General features: G+C 67.0%; 19 protein-coding genes. 10 read left to right on the plus strand and 9 right to left on the minus strand.

Features of this window, described 5'->3' with window-relative positions:
* The first annotated feature begins 8 nt into the window (after positions 1 to 8).
* Positions 9 to 278 carry a 30S ribosomal protein S15 gene (gene rpsO, locus OJF58_RS10530; RefSeq protein WP_300784092.1) on the plus strand — a complete coding sequence of 90 codons (270 nt, stop codon included), beginning with the start codon at positions 9 to 11 and terminating at the stop codon, positions 276 to 278.
* A 225-nt stretch (positions 279 to 503) separates the two neighbouring features.
* Positions 504 to 2,648, plus strand: coding sequence for a polyribonucleotide nucleotidyltransferase (pnp, locus tag OJF58_RS10535; RefSeq protein ID WP_300785242.1), 2,145 nt, complete (start codon positions 504 to 506; stop codon positions 2,646 to 2,648).
* Between the two features lie 98 nt (positions 2,649 to 2,746).
* Here the strand turns inward: pnp and OJF58_RS10540 are convergent, their stop codons facing one another.
* The 3 genes from OJF58_RS10540 to fabA form a co-directional block, all read right to left on the minus strand.
* Entirely contained in the window at positions 2,747 to 3,574 is an 828-nt protein-coding gene (locus tag OJF58_RS10540; RefSeq protein WP_300785244.1) for an SDR family oxidoreductase, read from the minus strand.
* A 116-nt stretch (positions 3,575 to 3,690) separates the two neighbouring features.
* Positions 3,691 to 4,926, minus strand: coding sequence for a beta-ketoacyl-ACP synthase I (gene fabB, locus OJF58_RS10545; protein WP_300784094.1), 1,236 nt, complete (start codon positions 4,924 to 4,926; stop codon positions 3,691 to 3,693).
* A 1-nt stretch (position 4,927) separates the two neighbouring features.
* Positions 4,928 to 5,458 (minus strand): 3-hydroxyacyl-[acyl-carrier-protein] dehydratase FabA, encoded by a 531-nt coding sequence (fabA, locus tag OJF58_RS10550; RefSeq protein ID WP_300784096.1) that lies wholly within the window; start codon positions 5,456 to 5,458, stop codon positions 4,928 to 4,930.
* A gap of 135 nt (positions 5,459 to 5,593) precedes the next feature.
* Between fabA and irrA the strand changes: the two genes are divergently transcribed.
* The 4 genes from irrA to OJF58_RS10570 all read left to right on the plus strand — a co-directional run bounded on the left by irrA (position 5,594) and on the right by OJF58_RS10570 (position 8,570).
* Entirely contained in the window at positions 5,594 to 6,001 is a 408-nt protein-coding gene (gene irrA, locus OJF58_RS10555) for an iron response transcriptional regulator IrrA (protein ID WP_300784098.1), read from the plus strand.
* Positions 6,002 to 6,117: 116 nt separating this feature from the next.
* A complete protein-coding gene (locus OJF58_RS10560; RefSeq protein ID WP_300784100.1) occupies positions 6,118 to 6,537 on the plus strand; it encodes a rubrerythrin family protein in 420 nt (139 codons plus the stop codon).
* An 84-nt stretch (positions 6,538 to 6,621) separates the two neighbouring features.
* Positions 6,622 to 7,986 (plus strand): heterodisulfide reductase-related iron-sulfur binding cluster, encoded by a 1,365-nt coding sequence (locus OJF58_RS10565; protein WP_300784102.1) that lies wholly within the window; start codon positions 6,622 to 6,624, stop codon positions 7,984 to 7,986.
* Positions 7,983 to 8,570 (plus strand): DUF3501 family protein, encoded by a 588-nt coding sequence (locus OJF58_RS10570; RefSeq protein WP_300784104.1) that lies wholly within the window; start codon positions 7,983 to 7,985, stop codon positions 8,568 to 8,570. The genes OJF58_RS10565 and OJF58_RS10570 overlap by 4 nt, the downstream gene beginning before the upstream one ends.
* Positions 8,571 to 8,579: 9 nt before the next feature.
* Here the strand turns inward: OJF58_RS10570 and OJF58_RS10575 are convergent, their stop codons facing one another.
* Both OJF58_RS10575 and OJF58_RS10580 read right to left on the minus strand, forming a co-directional pair.
* Complete coding sequence (locus OJF58_RS10575; protein ID WP_300784107.1) at positions 8,580 to 9,515, minus strand: energy transducer TonB; 936 nt, start codon at positions 9,513 to 9,515, stop codon at positions 8,580 to 8,582.
* 33 nt (positions 9,516 to 9,548) lie between these two features.
* Positions 9,549 to 10,145 carry an SH3 domain-containing protein gene (locus OJF58_RS10580; protein ID WP_300784109.1) on the minus strand — a complete coding sequence of 199 codons (597 nt, stop codon included), beginning with the start codon at positions 10,143 to 10,145 and terminating at the stop codon, positions 9,549 to 9,551.
* 89 nt (positions 10,146 to 10,234) lie between these two features.
* On the opposite strand from OJF58_RS10580, the gene OJF58_RS10585 reads away from it, so the two are divergent.
* The gene (locus OJF58_RS10585) at positions 10,235 to 11,230 is read left to right on the plus strand and encodes a D-glycerate dehydrogenase (RefSeq protein ID WP_300784111.1); all 996 of its coding nucleotides are present in this window, start codon (positions 10,235 to 10,237) and stop codon (positions 11,228 to 11,230) included.
* Positions 11,231 to 11,243: 13 nt separating this feature from the next.
* On the opposite strand, the gene OJF58_RS10590 is transcribed toward OJF58_RS10585, so the two are convergent.
* Both OJF58_RS10590 and OJF58_RS10595 read right to left on the minus strand, forming a co-directional pair.
* A complete protein-coding gene (locus tag OJF58_RS10590) occupies positions 11,244 to 12,122 on the minus strand; it encodes a YihY/virulence factor BrkB family protein (RefSeq protein WP_300784113.1) in 879 nt (292 codons plus the stop codon).
* Positions 12,123 to 12,138: 16 nt separating this feature from the next.
* Entirely contained in the window at positions 12,139 to 12,525 is a 387-nt protein-coding gene (locus OJF58_RS10595; protein WP_300784115.1) for an MAPEG family protein, read from the minus strand.
* Between the two features lie 75 nt (positions 12,526 to 12,600).
* Between OJF58_RS10595 and msrA the strand changes: the two genes are divergently transcribed.
* Together msrA and OJF58_RS10605 are read left to right on the plus strand one after the other, a co-directional pair.
* Positions 12,601 to 13,263, plus strand: coding sequence for a peptide-methionine (S)-S-oxide reductase MsrA (msrA, locus tag OJF58_RS10600; RefSeq protein ID WP_300784117.1), 663 nt, complete (start codon positions 12,601 to 12,603; stop codon positions 13,261 to 13,263).
* Between the two features lie 17 nt (positions 13,264 to 13,280).
* Positions 13,281 to 14,033, plus strand: coding sequence for a SprT family zinc-dependent metalloprotease (locus OJF58_RS10605; protein ID WP_300784118.1), 753 nt, complete (start codon positions 13,281 to 13,283; stop codon positions 14,031 to 14,033).
* A 156-nt stretch (positions 14,034 to 14,189) separates the two neighbouring features.
* Here OJF58_RS10605 and OJF58_RS10610 read toward each other — a convergent pair whose 3' ends face one another.
* Positions 14,190 to 15,656, minus strand: coding sequence for an amidohydrolase family protein (locus tag OJF58_RS10610; protein WP_300784120.1), 1,467 nt, complete (start codon positions 15,654 to 15,656; stop codon positions 14,190 to 14,192).
* A 124-nt stretch (positions 15,657 to 15,780) separates the two neighbouring features.
* The gene (locus OJF58_RS10615) at positions 15,781 to 17,031 is read right to left on the minus strand and encodes an FAD-dependent oxidoreductase (RefSeq protein WP_300784121.1); all 1,251 of its coding nucleotides are present in this window, start codon (positions 17,029 to 17,031) and stop codon (positions 15,781 to 15,783) included.
* A 78-nt stretch (positions 17,032 to 17,109) separates the two neighbouring features.
* Between OJF58_RS10615 and hslV the strand changes: the two genes are divergently transcribed.
* On the plus strand, positions 17,110 to 17,667 hold the full coding sequence (gene hslV / locus OJF58_RS10620) for an ATP-dependent protease subunit HslV (RefSeq protein WP_300784123.1): 558 nt from the start codon (positions 17,110 to 17,112) through the stop codon (positions 17,665 to 17,667).
* The last annotated feature ends 1 nt before the right edge of the window (position 17,668 follow it).

The raw sequence follows: 17,668 nt of genomic DNA on the forward strand, positions 1-17,668 counted from the left end.
GATGACCGATGTCGATTACGGCCGCGCGCAAGGCGGAGCTGATCAAGACTTATGCCCAGGGCGAAGGCGATACCGGATCGCCGGAAGTGCAGGTCGCCATCCTGAGCGAGCGCATCGCCAACCTCACCGAGCACTTCAAGGGCCATGCGAAGGACCATCATTCGCGCCGCGGCCTGTTGAAGCTCGTCGGCCAGCGGCGCCGGCTGCTCGACTACCTCAAGGCCAAGGACCACAAGCGCTACGACTCGTTGATCGAGCGCCTGGGTCTGCGCCGTTGATTGTCGGCCCCGTCACCCGTCGTTTCGAGGATGGGGCGGGGCCTTTTCGTGTCGCGTCGTTCGGCTCCCGTGAGTTCGGCCGGCTGATGCGACTTCGCAGTAACCGGGAAGGCAGGGGCGAGAGCAAAGGCCTGGTCCGGTCCTGCCGGCGCAAGGGCGCCGGCGGGCGGTCGCCGCCAAACGGGGGCGGTCGACCGTGCAGGAAAGGATGATGATATGACCGATATGTTCAAGGTTTTCCGCAAAGAGGTGGAATGGGCCGGCCGCAAGCTGGTGCTGGAAACGGGCAAGATCGCGCGCCAGGCCGACGGTGCGGTGCTGGCGACCTACGGCGGCACCACGGTGCTGGCCGCCGTCGTGTACGAGAAGAAGCCCAAGCCCGGGCTCGACTTCTTCCCGCTCACCGTCAACTACCAGGAAAAGGCGTTCGCCGCCGGCAAGATCCCGGGCGGCTTCTTCAAGCGCGAAGGCCGTCCCTCCGAGAAGGAGATCCTGACCTCGCGTCTGATCGACCGGCCGATCCGGCCGCTGTTCCATGAGGGCTACCGCAACGAGACGCTGGTGGTGGTGACCACGCTGGCGCACGACATGGAGAACGACCCGGACATCGTGTCGATGGTCGCGACATCGGCTGCACTCACGATTTCGGGCGTGCCTTTCATGGGCCCGATCGGCGCGGCGCGGGTGGGCTGGCTCGACGGCAAGTTCGTCGTCAACCCGACGCTCGAGCAGAACGAGAAGAGCGAGCTCGACCTCGTCGTGGCCGGCACCAAGGAAGGCGTGCTGATGGTCGAGTCGGAGGCCAAGGAGCTGCCCGAGGACGTGATGCTGAACGCGGTGATGGAAGGCCACCGCTCCTTCCAGCCCGTGATCGACGCCATCATCTCGCTGGCCGAGCATGCGGCCAAGGATCCGCTGCCGCTCAGCGATCCCTCGGAGGCGTCCAGGACCGTCGCAGACAAGCTCAAGGCGGAGGTGCGCGGCAAGCTCGTCGAGGCCTATGCCGAGACGGTGAAGCAGGCGCGCCAGCAGAAGGTCGGCGCCGTGAAGGACGAGGCCAGGAAGCTGTTCGAGGGCAACGAGGAAGAGCTCGAGGCCTTCGGCGAGCAGTTCGGCAACCTCGAGGCCGACGTGGTGCGCAGCGCCATCCTCGACACCGGCAAGCGCATCGACGGCCGCGACACCAGAACCGTGCGGCCGATCGTGGCCGAGGTCGGCGTGCTGCCAAGGGCTCACGGCTCCGCCCTCTTCACCCGGGGCGAGACGCAGGCGCTGGTCGTGGCCACGCTGGGCACGGGCCAGGACGAGCAGATCATCGACGCGCTCGAGGGCGAGTACCGCGAGCACTTCATGCTGCACTACAACTTCCCGCCCTATTCGGTCGGCGAGGTGCGGCGCATGGGTTCGCCCGGACGCCGCGAGATCGGCCACGGCAAGCTCGCCTGGCGCGCGCTGCGGCCGATGCTGCCGTCCAAGGACAAGTTCCCCTACACGATCCGCGTCGTGTCGGAGATCACCGAAAGCAACGGCTCCTCGTCGATGGCCTCGGTATGCGGCGGCTCGCTGTCGCTGATGGACGCCGGCGTTCCGCTGGAGCGTCCGGTGGCCGGCATCGCCATGGGCCTGATCAAGGAGGGCGAGCGCTTCGCCGTCCTGTCCGACATCCTGGGCGACGAGGACCATCTTGGCGACATGGACTTCAAGGTGGCCGGCACCGATCGCGGCGTGACGTCGCTGCAGATGGACATCAAGATCACCTCGATCACCGAGGAGATCATGAAGGTGGCGCTCGCGCAGGCGAAGGACGGCCGCATCCATATCCTGGGCGAGATGGCCAAGGGCCTGGGCGGAGCGCGCGAGACGGTCAGCAGCAATGCGCCGCGCATCACCCAGTTCACGATTCCCAAGGACAAGATCCGCGAAGTGATCGGCACCGGCGGCAAGGTGATCCGCGAGATCACCGAGCAGACCGGCACCAAGATCGACATCGAGGACGACGGCACGATCAAGGTCGCGGCGGTCGACGCGACGGCGAGCCAGAAGGCGATCGACTGGATCAAGGGCATCGTGGCCGAGCCGGAAGTCGGCGTGATCTACAACGGCAAGGTCGTGAAGACCGTCGAGTTCGGCGCCTTCGTCAACTTCCTGGGTGCGCGCGACGGCCTGGTGCACATCTCCGAGCTGGCGCCGCGCCGCGTCGCCAAGGTGACCGACGTGGTCAAGGAAGGCGACCAGGTGAAGGTCAAGGTCCTGGGCGTCGACGATCGCGGCAAGGTCCGCCTCAGCATGAAGGCGGTCGACCAGACGACCGGCGAGGACATCTCCAACAAGCCGCGCGAGGAGCAATCCGCGCCGGCCGCCGGCGAGTAGAAGCGAAAACGGCGGCCCGCGGGCCGCCGTTTTCTTTTGGACCGCGCGCTTCCAGCGCTTTTCATGAGGGCGCTGGAAGCGCACGGTCCCGAAGACGGCTACTTTTCGTTGCCGTTGCCGTTCTCCTCGCCGTTCTGGCCGGTGGCGCTGGCGGGCGGCATGCCGATGGCGTGATAGCCGCCATCGACATAGTGGATGGTGCCGGTGACGCCCGCACTCAGGTCGGAGAGATAGTAGAGTGCTGCCCCGCCGATGTCGGAGAGTTCCATGTTGCGGCGAAGCGGCGAGGTCTCGCGCGACAGGCGATAGACGTAGCGGCTGCTGCCGATCACCGCGCCGGCCAGGGTGCGCATCGGCCCGGCCGAGATCGCGTTCACGCGTACACCCTGAGGGCCGAGGTCGGCGGCGAGATAGCGCACGCTCGCCTCCAGGGCGGCCTTGGCGACGCCCATCACGTTGTACGACGGCATCACGCGCGCGGCGCCTTCGTAGGTGAGCGTGATCAGGCTGCCGCCGTCGGTCATCAGCGGCAACGCGCGGCGCGCGATCTCGGTGAAGGAATAGCAGGAGATGGTGAGGCTCTTCTGGAAGTTGGCCTTGGTCGTGTCGACGTACCGGCCCTTCAGCTCCTCCTTGTCGGAAAAGGCGATGGCATGAACCACGAAGTCGAGCCGGCCCCAGTCCTTCTCCAGGCGGGCGAAGAGCGCATCGAGGCTCTCCTCGTTCTCGACGTCGGCCTCCTGGACGATGCGCGCGCCGAGCTTTTCGACCATCGGCAGCACGCGCTTGCCGAAGGCGGCACCCTGATAAGTGAAGGCCATTTCCGCGCCGGCGCCATGCAATGCCTGGGCGATGCCCCAGGCGATCGAGCGCTCGTTCGCGACGCCCATCACGAGACCGCGCTTGCCGGCCATCAGCTTCGGCACAGGCGGCAGCTCGGCCGGCCGGGAAAGGGTTGCCCCCGGCTCCGGCGGGCCGGATATGCTCCCGCCCGACGCATCGGGCGCGGCGGAGAGGGTACGATTTACTGGCATTTTCCCTCTCAGTGGTCGTAACGCGAGAACAGCAGGCAGGCATTGGTGCCGCCGAAGCCGAAGCTGTTCGACATCACCGTCTGCAACCCAGCCTTGTCGATACGCTGCCGGGCAATCGGGTATCCCTCGGCCGCCGGATCCAGGTTCTCGATGTTCGCCGAGGCGGCGACGAAATCCTCCTTCAGCATCAGCAGGGAGTAGATCGCCTCGTGCGCGCCGGTCGCGCCCTGGCTGTGACCGGTGAGCGACTTGGTCGAGCTCACCGTCGGCAGCTTCTCGCCGAACACCGTGCGGATCGCGTCGAGCTCGGTGATGTCACCCACCGGCGTCGACGTGCCGTGCGCGTTGATGTAGTCGACCGGCGTGTTGCGGCGGGCTGCGCCCGGAAAGCCCTCGACGGCGAGCTTCATGCAGCGCACGGCGCCTTCGCCAGACGGGGCGACCATATCGGCGCCATCGGAGGTGGCGCCGTAGCCGATCACCTCGGCGTATATCCTGGCGCCGCGCGCCCTGGCGACCTCGAGATCCTCCAGCACCAGCATGCCGCCGCCGCCCGAGATCACGAAGCCGTCGCGGTCCTTGTCGTAAGCCCGGCTCGCACGCGGCGGCTCGCCGTTGTACCTGGACGACATGGCGCCCATGGCGTCGAACAGCACCGACAGCGTCCAGTCGAGCTCCTCGCCGCCGCCGGCGAACATGCGGTCGGCCTTGCCGAGCTGAATGCACTCGACGGCATTGCCGATGCAGTGGGCCGATGTCGAGCAGGCCGAGCTGATCGAATAGGAGAGTCCCTTGATCCGGTAGGCGGTCGCGAGGTTGGCCGACACGGTGCTCGACATCGCCCTGGGCACCATGAAGGGACCGATCTTCCTCGGCCCCTTTTCCTTGGCGATGATGGCCGACTGCACGATGGCGCCCGTGGTCGGGCCGCCCGAGCCGGCCACCAGTCCGGTGCGTTCGTTGGAAACCTCGCTGTCGCTCAGCGCCGCGTCGGCAATCGCTTCCTTCATGGCGAGATAGGCGAAGGCCGCGCCGTCACCCATGAAGCGGCGCAGGCGGCGGTCGACGGCCTCGTCCACATTCAGCTTGATCGTGCCCGCCACCTGGCTGCGGAAGCCCAGCTCCTTGTATTGCGGCACGAACTCGATGCCGGACTTGCCGTCGCGCAGCGACTTCGTCACCTCGGCGGCGTTGTTGCCGATCGAGGAAACGACGCCGAGGCCCGTGACCACGACACGCCGCATGTCAGCTCGCCGCCGCGGCGGCCGCCGCTTCCTGGGCGAGGCCGACCTTCATGTCGTTCGCCTCGTAGACCGGCTTGCCGTCGGCCTGCACGAATCCGTCGGCGATGCCCATGACCAGCCGGCGCAGAATCACGCGCTTGAGATGCACGTGATAGGTCAGCTTGCGAACGCTCGGCAGGATCATGCCGGTCAGCTTGACCTCACCGACGCCCAGCGCGCGGCCACGGCCGGGTGCCTTCATCCAGCCGAGGAAAAAACCGAGCATCTGCCACATGGCGTCGAGCCCGAGGCAGCCCGGCATCACCGGGTCGCCCTTGAAATGGCAGGCGAAAAACCAAAGATCGGGCTTCACGTCGAGTTCTGCCACGATTTCGCCCTTGCCGTACTTGCCGCCGACATCCGCGATCCGCACGATCCGGTCGAACATCAGCATCGGCGGCAGGGGAAGCTGGGCGTTTCCGGGACCGAACAGGCGGCCCTTGGCGCATTCGATCAGGTCTTCGAAGGAATAACTGCTCTTCTTTTCGTTCACTCTTCACCGTCCCGCAGGCGTCCGGTTCCCGGATAGCATGCAGAATAAGGACGGCGGCCGGCTCACGCAAACCGCCGAATTGGCCGTTTGGGGCCTTTCCAGGCCCTGTTCCAGCCCTTACATATGGTCGCAACCATGTCCGGTACCAGCCCCGATTTCGCCGGTCGCCTGCGCGGCGCGGGCCTGCGCCCCACCCGCCAGCGGGTGGCCTTGGCGCGCATCCTGTTCGGTTCCGGCCACCGGCACGTGACGGCCGAGGGCCTGTACGCCGAGGTGAAGGCAACCGGACTTCCCGTGGCATTGGCCACTGTCTACAACGCTCTGAACCAGTTCCGCGACGCAGGCCTGTTGCGGGAGGTCGTGGTGGCGCCCGGGCGGTCCTATTTCGATACCAACACCGGGCATCACCATCATTTCTTCGTCGAGAACGACGGCGAGTTGCACGACTTTCCCTCGGACAAGGTGACGATCGACGGTCTGCCGGCACCGCCGAAAGGAACGCGGCTGTCGCGGGTCGATGTCGTGGTGCGGGTGCGCCGCTAGCAAAGCTGCGGCATTTGCTGCTTGCGAGTCGTTTGCATCTTTTGGAATTATTCTAAAGAGCTTGACGCTCGGCGAACCAACTCCCAAAATCCGATCCTCATTCGGAGGAGAGGATCATGGCCAATCTCAAAGGTTCCAAGACTGAAGACAACCTGAAGGCGGCGTTCGCGGGCGAGAGCCAGGCCAACCGTCGCTATCTCTACTTCGCCCAGAAGGCGGACGTGGAGGGCTACAACGACGTCGCCACAGTCTTCCGCTCCACGGCGGAAGGCGAGACCGGGCACGCCCACGGCCATCTCGAGTTCCTCGAGGTGAGCGGCGACCCGGCCACCGGCCTGCCGATCGGCGAAACCTCGGCCAATCTCAAGGCCGCGATCGCGGGCGAAACCCACGAATATACCGACATGTACCCGGGCATGGCACGGACCGCGCGCGAGGAGGGCTTCGGCGAGATCGCCGACTGGTTCGAGACGCTGGCCAAGGCCGAGAAGAGCCACGCCGGCCGTTTCCAGAAGGCGCTCGACACGCTGGCCTGAGCGACGCCTGCCTTCCCAAGGGGGACCGGCGCGGTCCCCCTTTTTCGTCCATTCCCATCGATATCCAAGACCGAAGCACCGATCATGCGCGAAGGCAGTCTCGAAGCCCCCGTCCGCTATCCGCTCGAATGGCAGAACCCCTGGTTCTGGGACGAGCGGGCGCTCGAGAAGGAGATGGAGCGCATTTTCGACATCTGTCATGGCTGCCGGCGCTGCTTCAATCTCTGCGATTCCTTTCCCCGCCTGTTCGACCTGATCGACAACGGACCGACCGGCGAGCTCGATGGCGTCGACAAGGCCGACTACGCCAAGGTCGAGGAAGCCTGCACGCTTTGCGACATGTGCTTCATGACCAAGTGCCCGTATGTGCCGCCGCATCAGTGGGCGGTCGACTTCCCGCACCTCATGCTGCGCCACCGCGCGGTCCAGGCCCGCAAGAAGGGCGTCGATTTCGTCGAGAGCCGGCTTGCCGACACAGACCGCATGGGCCGGTTCGGCACGTTCGTGGCGCCGCTCATGAACTGGGCGACCGACGAGCGCAACCGGCCGGTCCGCCGCGGCATGGAGCGGCTGGCGGGCATCCATCACGGGGCGCGGCTGCCCAAGCAGGCGGGCGAGACCTTCGTGCAACGCGCCCACCGCGAAGGCATCACGCTCAACGAAGCCGCCCCGGCCTTCGGCCAGCGCAAGGCGGTGCTCTATGCCACCTGCTTCGTGAACTTCCACTCCACCGACATTGGCGCTGCGGCGCGTGCGGTTCTGGCCAAGAACGGCGTCGAGACCGAGGTGCTGCACCCGGCGTGTTGCGGCATGCCGAAGCTGGAGCTGGGCGATCTCGAGACGGTCGCCGAGGCGGCGAAGAAAGTCTCGGCAGAGCTGCTGCCGTGGGTCGACAAGGGCTATGACATCGTGGCCCTCACGCCGTCGTGCGCGCTGATGCTGAAATTCGAATGGCCGCTGATCTGCCCCGAGGATCCGGCGATCGAGCGGCTGGCACAGGCGACCTTCGATCTTTCCGAGTATGTGGTCGATATCGCCAAGAAGCACGGCCTGGCCGACGGTCTCGAGCCGGTCGAGGGCGGCGTCAGCCTGCACCTTGCTTGTCATGCCCGTGCCCAGAACATGGGCCCGAAGGGCGCCGAGATGCTGCGCCTCATCCCCAAGACGCGCGTCGCGATCATCGAGCGCTGCAGCGGCCATGGCGGCATCTGGGGCGCCCGCACCGAGAACTTCGAGATCGCCGTGAAGGTCGGCAAGCCCGCCGCCCAGGCGGCGCTCAAGAACGATACCGGCCATGTGGCGTCGGAATGCCCGCTGGCGGCCGAGCATCTGATGCAGGTGATGGAAATGGCCGCTGGAGAGCAGGACCAGAAGCCCAAGCCGTTTCGGGCCGACCATCCGATCGAGATTCTGGCCCGCGCCTACGGATTGAGGGAGTCCTCGTCATGAACCTGCGCAAGATCGACGCCTCGGCGATCGTTCCGCTCGCCGAATACGGCAAGCAGCGCGGCGACCGGCGCAAGCGTGTCGCCGAGATCAAGAGGGATCGCCGCCTGGAGGTTGGCCCCTTCGCGACCTTCTATTTCGAATGCTACGAGACGATGCTGCATCAGGTGCACGAGATGCTCTTCATCGAGAAGGGGGGCGCCGAGCAGCTCGCGGACGAGCTCGACGCCTACAATCCGCTGATCCCGCAGGGCAGCGAGCTGGTCGCGACGGTGATGTTCGAGATCGACGATCCGCTGCGCCGGGCCCGGGTGCTGGCGACGCTGGGCGGTATCGAGAACCGGGCCTTTATCCGCGTCGGTGGCGAGACGATCCGCGGCCGGCCGGAGGACGACCAGGAGCGCTCGCGCGAGGACGGCAAGGCCTCGTCGGTCCACTTCATCCGCTTCCCGTTCACGGCGGGGCAGATCGCCGCCTTCCGGAACGGCACGGCCGAGGTCGTGGTCGGCTTCGACCATCCGAGCTACGGCCACATGGCGGTGATGCCGGCGGCGGTGCGCAAGGCCTTGGTCGGCGATTTCGACTGATGCCGCCTGCTACTGCGGGCGATAGACCGACGCGAAGGGCAGGGTGAAGGCGATCTGCGATCCGCTCAAGCTGGCGGGCAGCGGCGCATAGGGCGCCGCAGCGCGCGCCGCTTCCATCAGGCCACGGTCGAGATTCAGGATTCCGCTCGACCGTGCGATGCTCACATCGAGCAACCGGCCATCGCGGCCGATGACCAGGCGCAGCACCACGGTACCCTGTTCGTTGGCATGGCTGGAGTGATAGCGGTACTGCGAGATCTTTCTCGCGACGTCCCAGAGATATTGTTCGACGATCCGCGACTGGTTGTACTGGTCGGCCGGATTGACCAGAGTGGCCGAGGGCGCGGTCTCCTGCCGCTCGCTGGGCATGCGCCGCTGCTGAAGCGCGGTCAGGGGAGAGGGCCGAAGTTGCTGTCGTTGCGCCGGCGGGGCGGCGTGCGCTTTGGGCCGCGCCGGTGCCGGCGGAGGCGGGGGCTTGGGTATTTCCTTCGATGTCAGCGGGGGCGGAGGCGCCTCGAGCGGCGGCAACGTCTTCTCGAGCGTTGCCGGTGGTGGCATTGGTTCCGCGGGAGCGAGCGCCTGCTGCGGCGGTTCCGGCTTCAACTCCGGCGCCGGCGCGGTCTGCTCGGGCTTGTCGGCGATCGTCGGGCTGAGCGGCGGAAGGCCCAGTGGCGCCGGGTTTGCCTTCGGCGGCACCGGGGGCGGTTGCGCCGGGGAAGGCTGCGGCTCGGGCCTGGCTTCCGGCTGGGGCGCTGCCGGAGCAGGCTCGGGCGGCTCGATCGTGACCTCGATCGCCTGCTCTGCGGGGGCGGCCGCCCGATGATTGAGCGGCGAGATCCACCACAGGGCGAGCGCCGTCGCCACATGCAACAGAACCGCCAGCGCGGCCGCCGTTGGCGACATGCGGTCGAAGCGGGTGTAGGTGGCGCTGATGACGTGGGTCACGTGACCCGTTCTAAGCAGGAGGCCGGACGGCCGCTAGTTGATTGGCTCGGACTTGTAGACACCCCAGAGGTCGCCGCGCTCGAGCCAGCCGCTCGCGCCGGATACTTTGACCCGGCACCAGTCGCCCGAGCAGGACTCGATCATGCCGGTGACCTCCGGCTCGAGCTTGGCCACCACCTCCGCCGAGCGCGATGGCGTCCGGTGCAGGCTGACCATCCGGGACGGCACGATGAAGCTGCGCTTGCCGGTCAGCAGGCCCTGATAGACCCAGCCGCTGGCGCCCTGCCAGTCGCGGATTTTGCGCCAGTTCTCGAACTCGGCGACGATCTCGACCGGCATCATCTTGCGCTTGTACACCCAGTCCACCGGGTAGCGGGTGCCCGGCCCGGTGCGAACATTGACCTCGTCCGACTTGAGCGATGCGAAGCGTGGGATGGGCAGACCCGAACCGCGATGAACCGGCGTCGCGCCCGTATCGGCGCGGGCGCCGTATTCCTGCCACGTACCGACAAGCGGCCGAAGGGCGCAGATTCCCAGGGTGGCGATGGCGATGCCGGCGGCGGCACGCAGGAAGAACGGGTTGGCTTCCATCGGCGTCACTATACATGAAATCTCGATATCCGACGACAAGCACTTAAAATCGCCCGATTTTCGCGATTTTTGCCGACCGGGGGCCGGTGCTGGACAAGAGACGACGGGACTTGCTAATCGGGGCGGGCATGCCGCCCAGCTCCAAGAAAAAGCCGCTGGTGATCGTCACCCGCAAGCTGCCCGACGCCATCGAAACGCGGCTGATGGAGCTGTTCGACACCAGGCTCAATGCCGACGACAAGCCGCTCGGGCCGGCGGCGCTGGTGGAGGCCGCCAGGACCGCAGACGTGCTGGTCCCGACCGTGACCGACCGCATCGACAGCCGCGTCCTGTCCCAGGCCGGTCCGAGATTGAAGCTGATCGCGTCGTTCGGCACGGGCGTCGACCATATCGATCTCGACACTGCCCGCCAGCGCGGCATCACCGTCACCAATACGCCGGGCGTGCTGACCGACGATACCGCCGACATGTCGATGGCGCTGGTGCTGGCCACCGCGCGGCGCATGGGTGCGGGCGAGCGCCTGATGCGCGAGGGACGGTGGGCCGGCTGGAGCCCGACCTCGATGCTGGGCTCGCGCCTGATGGGCAAGCGCATGGGCATCGTCGGCATGGGCCGCATCGGCCAGGCGCTGGCGCACCGGGCGCGCAGCTTCGGCCTGGCCATCCACTATCACAACCGCAAGCGCGTCCATCCCGAGATCGAGCGCGAGCTCGAGGCGACCTACTGGGAGAGCCTCGACCAGATGCTGGCGCGCATGGACATCGTGTCGGTCAACTGTCCGCATACGCCGGCCACCTACCATCTGCTGTCGGCACGGCGGCTGAAGCTGATGAAGCCGTCGGCGATCATCGTCAACACCGCGCGCGGCGAGGTGATCGACGAGAACGCCATGGTGCGCATGCTGCGGGCCGGTGAGCTCGCCGGTGCGGGCCTCGACGTCTACGAGCACGAACCGCAGGTCAATCCCAAGCTCCTCGAGCTCGACAATGTCGTGCTGCTGCCGCACATGGGCTCCGCCACGCTCGAGGGCCGCATCGAGATGGGCGAGAAGGTGCTGATCAACATCAAGACCTTCGCCGACGGGCACAAGCCGCCCGACCGTGTGCTGGCGACCATGTTCTGACGCCGGCCTGTCGCTAGATGTCGCCCTCGACCGCCTCGCGCGCGGCGTGGGGCTCCTCGGTGTCGAAGGCGTCGCGCGTGGCGCGGCCGATCTGGGCGCCGACCAGGATGGTGAGCGACGTCCAGTACATCCACACCATGATGGCGGCGAAGCCCGCTGTCGCGCCGAAGGCCGAGGTGAGCTGGGTCACTTCGAAGTAGTAGACGAGCGCGCGATTGCCGACGAAGAACAGAAGCGTGTTCACCGCGCCGCTGATCATGGCGAAGCGCCAGGGCACGCCGCCGGTCGGCAGCCATTTGTAGATCAGCGTGAAGAAGACCGCGAGGACGCCGTAGTGCGTGAGGCCGGAGATCGCGGGACCGATCCATTTGCCGAGAATCGGAAAAGCCTGCAGCGCGCCGGCATAGACGGAGATCACGACGCTGAGCAGCACGACCGCGATCACCAGCACCCCCAGCAGCACCATCAGCAGCACGGCGAGCAGCCGCGATTTCAGCGTTGCCAGCACGACGTGGATGTGCTGCGGGCTGTTGCCGCGCCAGATGACGTCGAAGCTGTCGTCGAGCTCCACGAACACCCGGCTGCCGGTGTAGACCAGCACCAGGGCGCCGGCGAGCGCGGCGATGCCGCGGCCGCGGAACAGATCCTCCGACGCGAACCGCTGAATGCTGTTCAGGTGCTCGGGCGCCACGACCGTGCTCAGCGCGTCGAAGATCACCTGCTGGGCGATCATCTTGCCGACGAAGGGCTCGGCGATGGCGATCGAGAAGATCATGATCGGGCCGAGGGCGAACATGGTGTAGAAGGCCATCGCCGCGGCCGAGGTCGAGAGCCGGTTGGTGAAGAAGCCGCTGAAGGAATCGACGGCGATCTTCCAGAGCTTGTCGATCATCGCAGCCGGCGCGCGGTCAGTAGAGCCGGATGTCGAGGCCCGCGAGGATCAGCAGGATCGCGGCGACCGCCAGGATCGCCGTGGTGGCCGTGGCGCCGGCCGCGCGGCCGAACTTGTAGAAGCCCAGCATGCCGCCCGCGTGCAGGAAGCGGGCCATCGTGAGGATCGCCGCGAGCACGGCGATGGTGGCGTTGCCGTAGGGGCCGTGCAGCAGCCAGATGATGAACAGGCAAAGCGGCGTCAGCTCGACCAGGTTGGCATGGGCGCGGATCGCCGATAGCATCTCGGGATCGCCGCCATCGCCGAGGAAGATCTTCTTCCGGCCGCGCAGCCGGCCCACATGCATCGTCAGGCCGACGGCCAGCAGCCCCAGCAGGCCAGCGCACACGAAAAAGACCGTCATCGGGCGGCGCTCTCCTCTCGATTCCGGTCGATTGTATGGCCATATTGGAGGACGCAAAAGCAAGGGAGCCGTGTCATGTGGCAGATCCTGCGGAAGAAAGCCGAGATGCCCGATGCCGATCATGCCCTGCCGGGCCGTGACAAGCCCGCCTTCGCAGTGCCTGCGGAGCACTTCGTGAATCACAACCGCATCCAGCCGCCGTTTCCGGCCGGACTCGAAACGGCGATGTTCGGCATGGGTTGCTTCTGGGGGGCCGAGCGCAAGTTCTGGCAGACGCCGGGCATCTATGCGACCGCCGCGGGATACGCCGCCGGCTTCACGCCCAATCCCACCTACGAGGAAGTCTGCTCGGGATATACCGGCCACAACGAGGTGGTGAAGGTGTGGTACGACCCGAAGAAGATCTCCTACGACGCGATGCTCAAGGTGTTCTGGGAGAACCACGATCCCACCCAGGGCATGCGCCAGGGCAACGATGTGGGCACGCAATACCGCTCCGGCATCTATACCTTCTCGGCCGAGCAGAAGCGGAAGGCGGAAGCGTCGCGCGAGCTCTTCCAGAAGGAGCTTGCCAGGAACGGCATGGGCCGGATCACGACCGAGATCCTCGACGCGCCGCCGTTCTACTACGCCGAGGACTATCACCAGCAGTATCTCGCCAAGAACCCCAACGGCTATTGCGGCCTCGGCGGTACTGGCGTGAGCTGCCCGATCGGGCTCGGCGTGGCGGCGAAGTAGATATCTCGGCCGACGCGATGGCCGTTCGCTCGCTGCTCATCCGCTCGGCGACGAAACCCGCTCTTCCGCCGCCGGAAGAGCTGGCGATCGACCACGCCGGCGCCTCGCTGCCCGTTACCTTCGTGCGCAGCGGGCGCGCCCGCCGAGTGTCCTTGCGTGTGGATTCGGCGCGGCGCCGCATTCTCCTGACGGCGCCGATACGGATGCCCCTCAATGTCGCGTTGCGCTTTGCCGAGACGCAGGCCGGCTGGATCGCGGCGCGACTGAAGCGCCTGCCGCCGCGCCGACCGTTCGTCGACGGCGCCGAGGTGCCGTTGTTCGGCCTGACGCATTGCATCCGCCATCGGCCGGAAGCGCGCGGCACGGTCTGGCTCGAGGGACGGGAGATCCATGTCGCGGGTCGCGCCGAGCACCTTGCGCGCCGGCTGCGCGACTGGCTGACGGCGGAGGTCCGCCGTCGGGCGACGCCGCTCGCCCACGCCAAGGCCCAGCGCGTCGAGCGCTCGGTGAAGCGGATCAGCGTGCGCGACAGCCGAACGCGCTGGGGGAGCTGCGGGCCGGACGGCGGCCTTTCCTTCTCCTGGCGTCTGGTTTTCGCGCCGCCCGAGGTGCTGGACTATCTCGTCGCCCACGAGGTCGCCCATCTCGTGCACAAGAATCACGGCCCGCGTTTCTGGGCGATGGCCGAGCGGCTGTGCGAGGGGCCGATGGCAGCGCCGCGCGCCTGGCTCAGGGCCAACGGCGAGGCGCTGCTGCAGTACGGGGCGTGATGATCGCGCCACTGGGATTCATCACCGGCCAGAGGCTGACCCCCAGGAATGAAGCCGCGCTGCCGGCTGCAAAATGGGTGTCATCCCGAGCGCAGCGAGGGATGACACAGAAGTGGCTGCAGCGCATGACCTGTTTCTTGTCAGTGGCGCTCATGCTTATTCCGCCGCCGCTCGCGCCGGCGCGAGGTTCAGGACGGCCGCCGCCTCCTTGGCCACACGGGTGCCCTCGAAGAAACGCGGATTTTGCGTGCCCCAGAGCCGTACGGCGTTGGCGAAGGTGAAGTCGCGGAAATCGTCGAGCGTGATCAGCTCGTCCTCGACCAGTTCGTAGGCTTCGGGCACCGGGCTCAGCATGTCCGGCACGTCGAAATGGCCGATATCGGAGCTGAAGATCGCATTGATGCGCGCGCCGAATGGATTGGCGCGGCCGAACGCCGTCACGTTCATGCGATCGTCCGCTTCGCAGCCGAAGTAGTAGGGCTTGGCATAAAGGTCGATCCAGTCCTGCTTGCGTTCGATCTGGCAGGCCGCGAAGTCGTCCAGCACCGGCACGCCGCCGGTCGGCTCGTCCTCCTCGTGGCTCGGCCAGCCGTCGCGGCGCGCCAGCTCGGCTGCCATGTCTGCGTCGCCGTACTTGTCGACCAGCTCCTTGAGCAGGGTGCGGTCGAGCCTGGCCGGATCCATATAGGCGATGCCCTTGGCGCCGCGTCGTTCCCAATGCTCGATCAGGTCGGCGAAGAGCTGGCAGCCCCAGCCGACGCCGCCTTCGAGAAAGGCGAAGTTGAGATCGGGGAAGCGCCGCGTCACGCCGCCCAGGAACAGCCCCTTGGCGATGGCGTGGCCGGCGGAGGCGAAGTGGCCGATATGGTTGAAGGTGAAATTGCTGGGCGAGGCGCGCAACGCGAAGCCGCGGCCGCCGGCATGGAACGTCGGCGCCACGCCGAGCTCGCGGCATTTCTGCCAGACCGGGTCGTAGTCGTGCTCGCTGTCGATGCCGATCCAGTCGTAGGATACGACGAAGCGCGCCAGCGAAGGATCGAGGCCCTCGCCGATCGGCATGCGCCGCGCGAAGGCGCCGCCGAACATGCCGACCTTGGCGCCGAGTTCCCTGGTCGCGAACTCCAGCTCCTCGATCGCCTCGTCGGGCGTGAACATCGGGATGATCGCCGCCGGCGTCAGCCGGTCGGACAACTTGCCGAAATACTCCGCCGTCACGATGTTGAAGCCGCGGGTGACGGCGCGCCGCGTCGCATCGTCCTGGATGCGCGGCACGCCGAGACCGGCGGTGGGATAGACGATGCCGAAGTCGATGCCGAGCTCGTCGAGCCGGTCGTAGAGCAGGCGCGGCATCATCGCCGTGGCGCGATCGCGCGTGTTGGTCGACTGGCGCGTCCAGTAACCTTCCATGGCGATGCCGCGCTGCTTGCGCTCGGCGATCGAAAGCCGCAGCGCATCGGGAATGCGCCGCTGGGTGGCGAGGAAGCCGTCGGCGGCCTTGTCGCCCGCGACCTTGCGCATGCGCTCGGCGAAGACCGGGTTGTATTCGACCCAATGGCCGTCGCCATCGATGATGGGGTGCTTGAGACTGGCGCGAACCTGCGCCGGACTGCGATGAGAACCCATGCGCGCCTCCAGGATCACACGTCGCCAACCAACATTGGCAGCCAACGGTAATCCCGGCGGCGCGGTCCGGCAACGCGACGCCTGAGGGGGCTTCGCCCTGCGATGCCGAGGGCGGATTTGCGCTCTAGCCGAACCGGCCGGGATCGCAGGCCGTGAGCGCTTCCGGCAGTTCCTCCCCCTCCATTTGGCGGGCGATCAGCCGGCCGGTCGCGGTGGCGAGCGTGAGGCCGACATGCTGATGGCCGTAGCCGCAGTAGACGTTGGCGAGACGCGGCGCGCGGCCGATGGCGGGCCGGAAATCGGGCAGGCTGGGGCGCTCGCCGATCCAGCGGCTGCGCTCCTCGCCGCCGACGCCGGGGAAGATGTCCTTGAGGTGCTTCACCAGGAGATCGGCGCGATGCCAGGAGGGCGGCTGGTGCGGCGCGGCGAGCTCGACCGTGCCCGCCACGCGCAGGCCTTCCTCCATCGGTGTGATGAAGAAGCCGCGCTCGGCCGGACTCACGGGAAGATCGAAGCGTACATTGTCCGGCGCCAGCATCACATGATAGCCGCGCTCTGCGATCAGCGGCGCGTTGAAGCCGAGAAGCCGCGTCAGCTCGCCGGAAGCGCGGCCGGCGGCGATCACGACCGCCGTCGCGGCAAGCTCAGAATCGGTGAGCTGCACGGCGGTGACGCGATTGCCGTCGCGCCGGAAGCCGCGCACCTTGCCGCGCACGATGGTGCCGCCTTCCGCCGCGAAGCGCTCGGCCAACGCGACGACCAGGCGATAGGGGTTGATGGTGTGCATGCCGTGTGGGTAGTAGACGCCGCGCACAATTCGCGGGCTGAGGCCCGGCGCCAGTTCGCGCGCGCGATTGCCGTCGACGATCTCGAAATTGGTCCCCTTGGTCGCTTGCAGGGCGCGCTCCTCGGCGCCGTTCTCGAACGCGATCTGGCTCTCGTAGACGTAAAGCGCGCCCTTGCCGACGAAGAGGTCGCCAAGACCGGAGGCCTGAATCTCGGCTTTCCAGGCAATGTTCGCCTCGGCCATCAGGGGGCCGAACGAATCGATGCCCTTCTTGACTTCGGCGGCGCTGTAGGCGGCGCGCGCGAAGCGCGCCATCCAGGGCACGAGTTGCGGCAGGCTGGGCGGATGCACGGTGAGCGGACCGTCGCGATCCATCAGCATCCGCGGTACGCGCTTGAGCGTCGAAGGGCGCGCCAGCGGCAGGACATGATCGATGGCGATGAAGCCCGCATTGCCGTACGACGTTGCGCGGCCCGGCTCGGCGCTGTCGATCAGGGTGACGCTGTGGCCGGCGCGCTGCAGCGTGCGGGCGGTCGCGGTGCCGACGATTCCGGCGCCAACGACGATGACGGGGGCTGAAGTCTCCATCGAGGCACGTTAGCACGGGCCCTGCGCCTGCCCAGCAATGCGATTGAATTGTGCCCGTGAATGATTATTTAGCGTCCCATGTCCCCACAATCCGACACGAATTCCCCCGGCTGGCATGCCACGACCATCCTCTCGGTGCGCAAGGCGGGGCAGGTGGTGATGGCCGGCGACGGCCAGGTCTCGATGGGCCAGACGATCGTCAAGGGCAACGCCAAGAAGGTCCGTCGCATCGGCAACGGCCAGATCGTCGCCGGCTTCGCCGGCGCCACCGCCGACGCCTTCACGCTGTTCGAGCGCCTCGAAGGCAAGCTGGAGCGTCATCCCGGCCAGCTCCTGCGCGCCTGCATCGAGCTCGCCAAGGACTGGCGCACCGACCGCTATCTGCGCCGCCTCGAGGCGATGATGGCGGTGGCCGACAAGGACGTGTCGCTTCTGCTGTCCGGCACCGGCGACGTGCTGGAGCCGGAAGGCGGCGTCATCGCCATTGGCTCGGGCGGCAACTATGCGCTGGCCGCAGCGCGCGCCCTGATCGATGTCGACGGCCTCGACGCCGAGACCATCGCGCGCAAGGCGATGGACATCGCCGCCGACATCTGCGTCTACACCAACCACAATCTCGTCATCGAGAAGCTTTGAG

Source organism: Enhydrobacter sp. (assembly GCF_030246845.1).
Taxonomy (GTDB): Bacteria; Pseudomonadota; Alphaproteobacteria; order Reyranellales; family Reyranellaceae; genus Reyranella.

Excerpts from the sequence above, each read along its gene's own strand:
- fabB (WP_300784094.1), bottom strand. The coding sequence starts at position 4,926 with ATGCGGCGTGTCGTGGTCACGGGCCTCGGCGTCGTTTCCTCGATCGGC.
- OJF58_RS10565 (WP_300784102.1), top strand. The coding sequence starts at position 6,622 with ATGCGCGAAGGCAGTCTCGAAGCCCCCGTCCGCTATCCGCTCGAATGG.
- OJF58_RS10570 (WP_300784104.1), top strand. The coding sequence starts at position 7,983 with ATGAACCTGCGCAAGATCGACGCCTCGGCGATCGTTCCGCTCGCCGAA.
- OJF58_RS10560 (WP_300784100.1), top strand. The coding sequence starts at position 6,118 with ATGGCCAATCTCAAAGGTTCCAAGACTGAAGACAACCTGAAGGCGGCG.
- OJF58_RS10590 (WP_300784113.1), bottom strand. The coding sequence starts at position 12,122 with ATGATCGACAAGCTCTGGAAGATCGCCGTCGATTCCTTCAGCGGCTTC.
- irrA (WP_300784098.1), top strand. The coding sequence starts at position 5,594 with ATGTCCGGTACCAGCCCCGATTTCGCCGGTCGCCTGCGCGGCGCGGGC.
- pnp (WP_300785242.1), top strand. The coding sequence starts at position 504 with ATGTTCAAGGTTTTCCGCAAAGAGGTGGAATGGGCCGGCCGCAAGCTG.
- OJF58_RS10610 (WP_300784120.1), bottom strand. The coding sequence starts at position 15,656 with ATGGGTTCTCATCGCAGTCCGGCGCAGGTTCGCGCCAGTCTCAAGCAC.
- hslV (WP_300784123.1), top strand. The coding sequence starts at position 17,110 with ATGTCCCCACAATCCGACACGAATTCCCCCGGCTGGCATGCCACGACC.
- OJF58_RS10585 (WP_300784111.1), top strand. The coding sequence starts at position 10,235 with ATGCCGCCCAGCTCCAAGAAAAAGCCGCTGGTGATCGTCACCCGCAAG.
- msrA (WP_300784117.1), top strand. The coding sequence starts at position 12,601 with ATGTGGCAGATCCTGCGGAAGAAAGCCGAGATGCCCGATGCCGATCAT.
- rpsO (WP_300784092.1), top strand. The coding sequence starts at position 9 with ATGTCGATTACGGCCGCGCGCAAGGCGGAGCTGATCAAGACTTATGCC.
- OJF58_RS10615 (WP_300784121.1), bottom strand. The coding sequence starts at position 17,031 with ATGGAGACTTCAGCCCCCGTCATCGTCGTTGGCGCCGGAATCGTCGGC.
- OJF58_RS10605 (WP_300784118.1), top strand. The coding sequence starts at position 13,281 with ATGGCCGTTCGCTCGCTGCTCATCCGCTCGGCGACGAAACCCGCTCTT.
- OJF58_RS10595 (WP_300784115.1), bottom strand. The coding sequence starts at position 12,525 with ATGACGGTCTTTTTCGTGTGCGCTGGCCTGCTGGGGCTGCTGGCCGTC.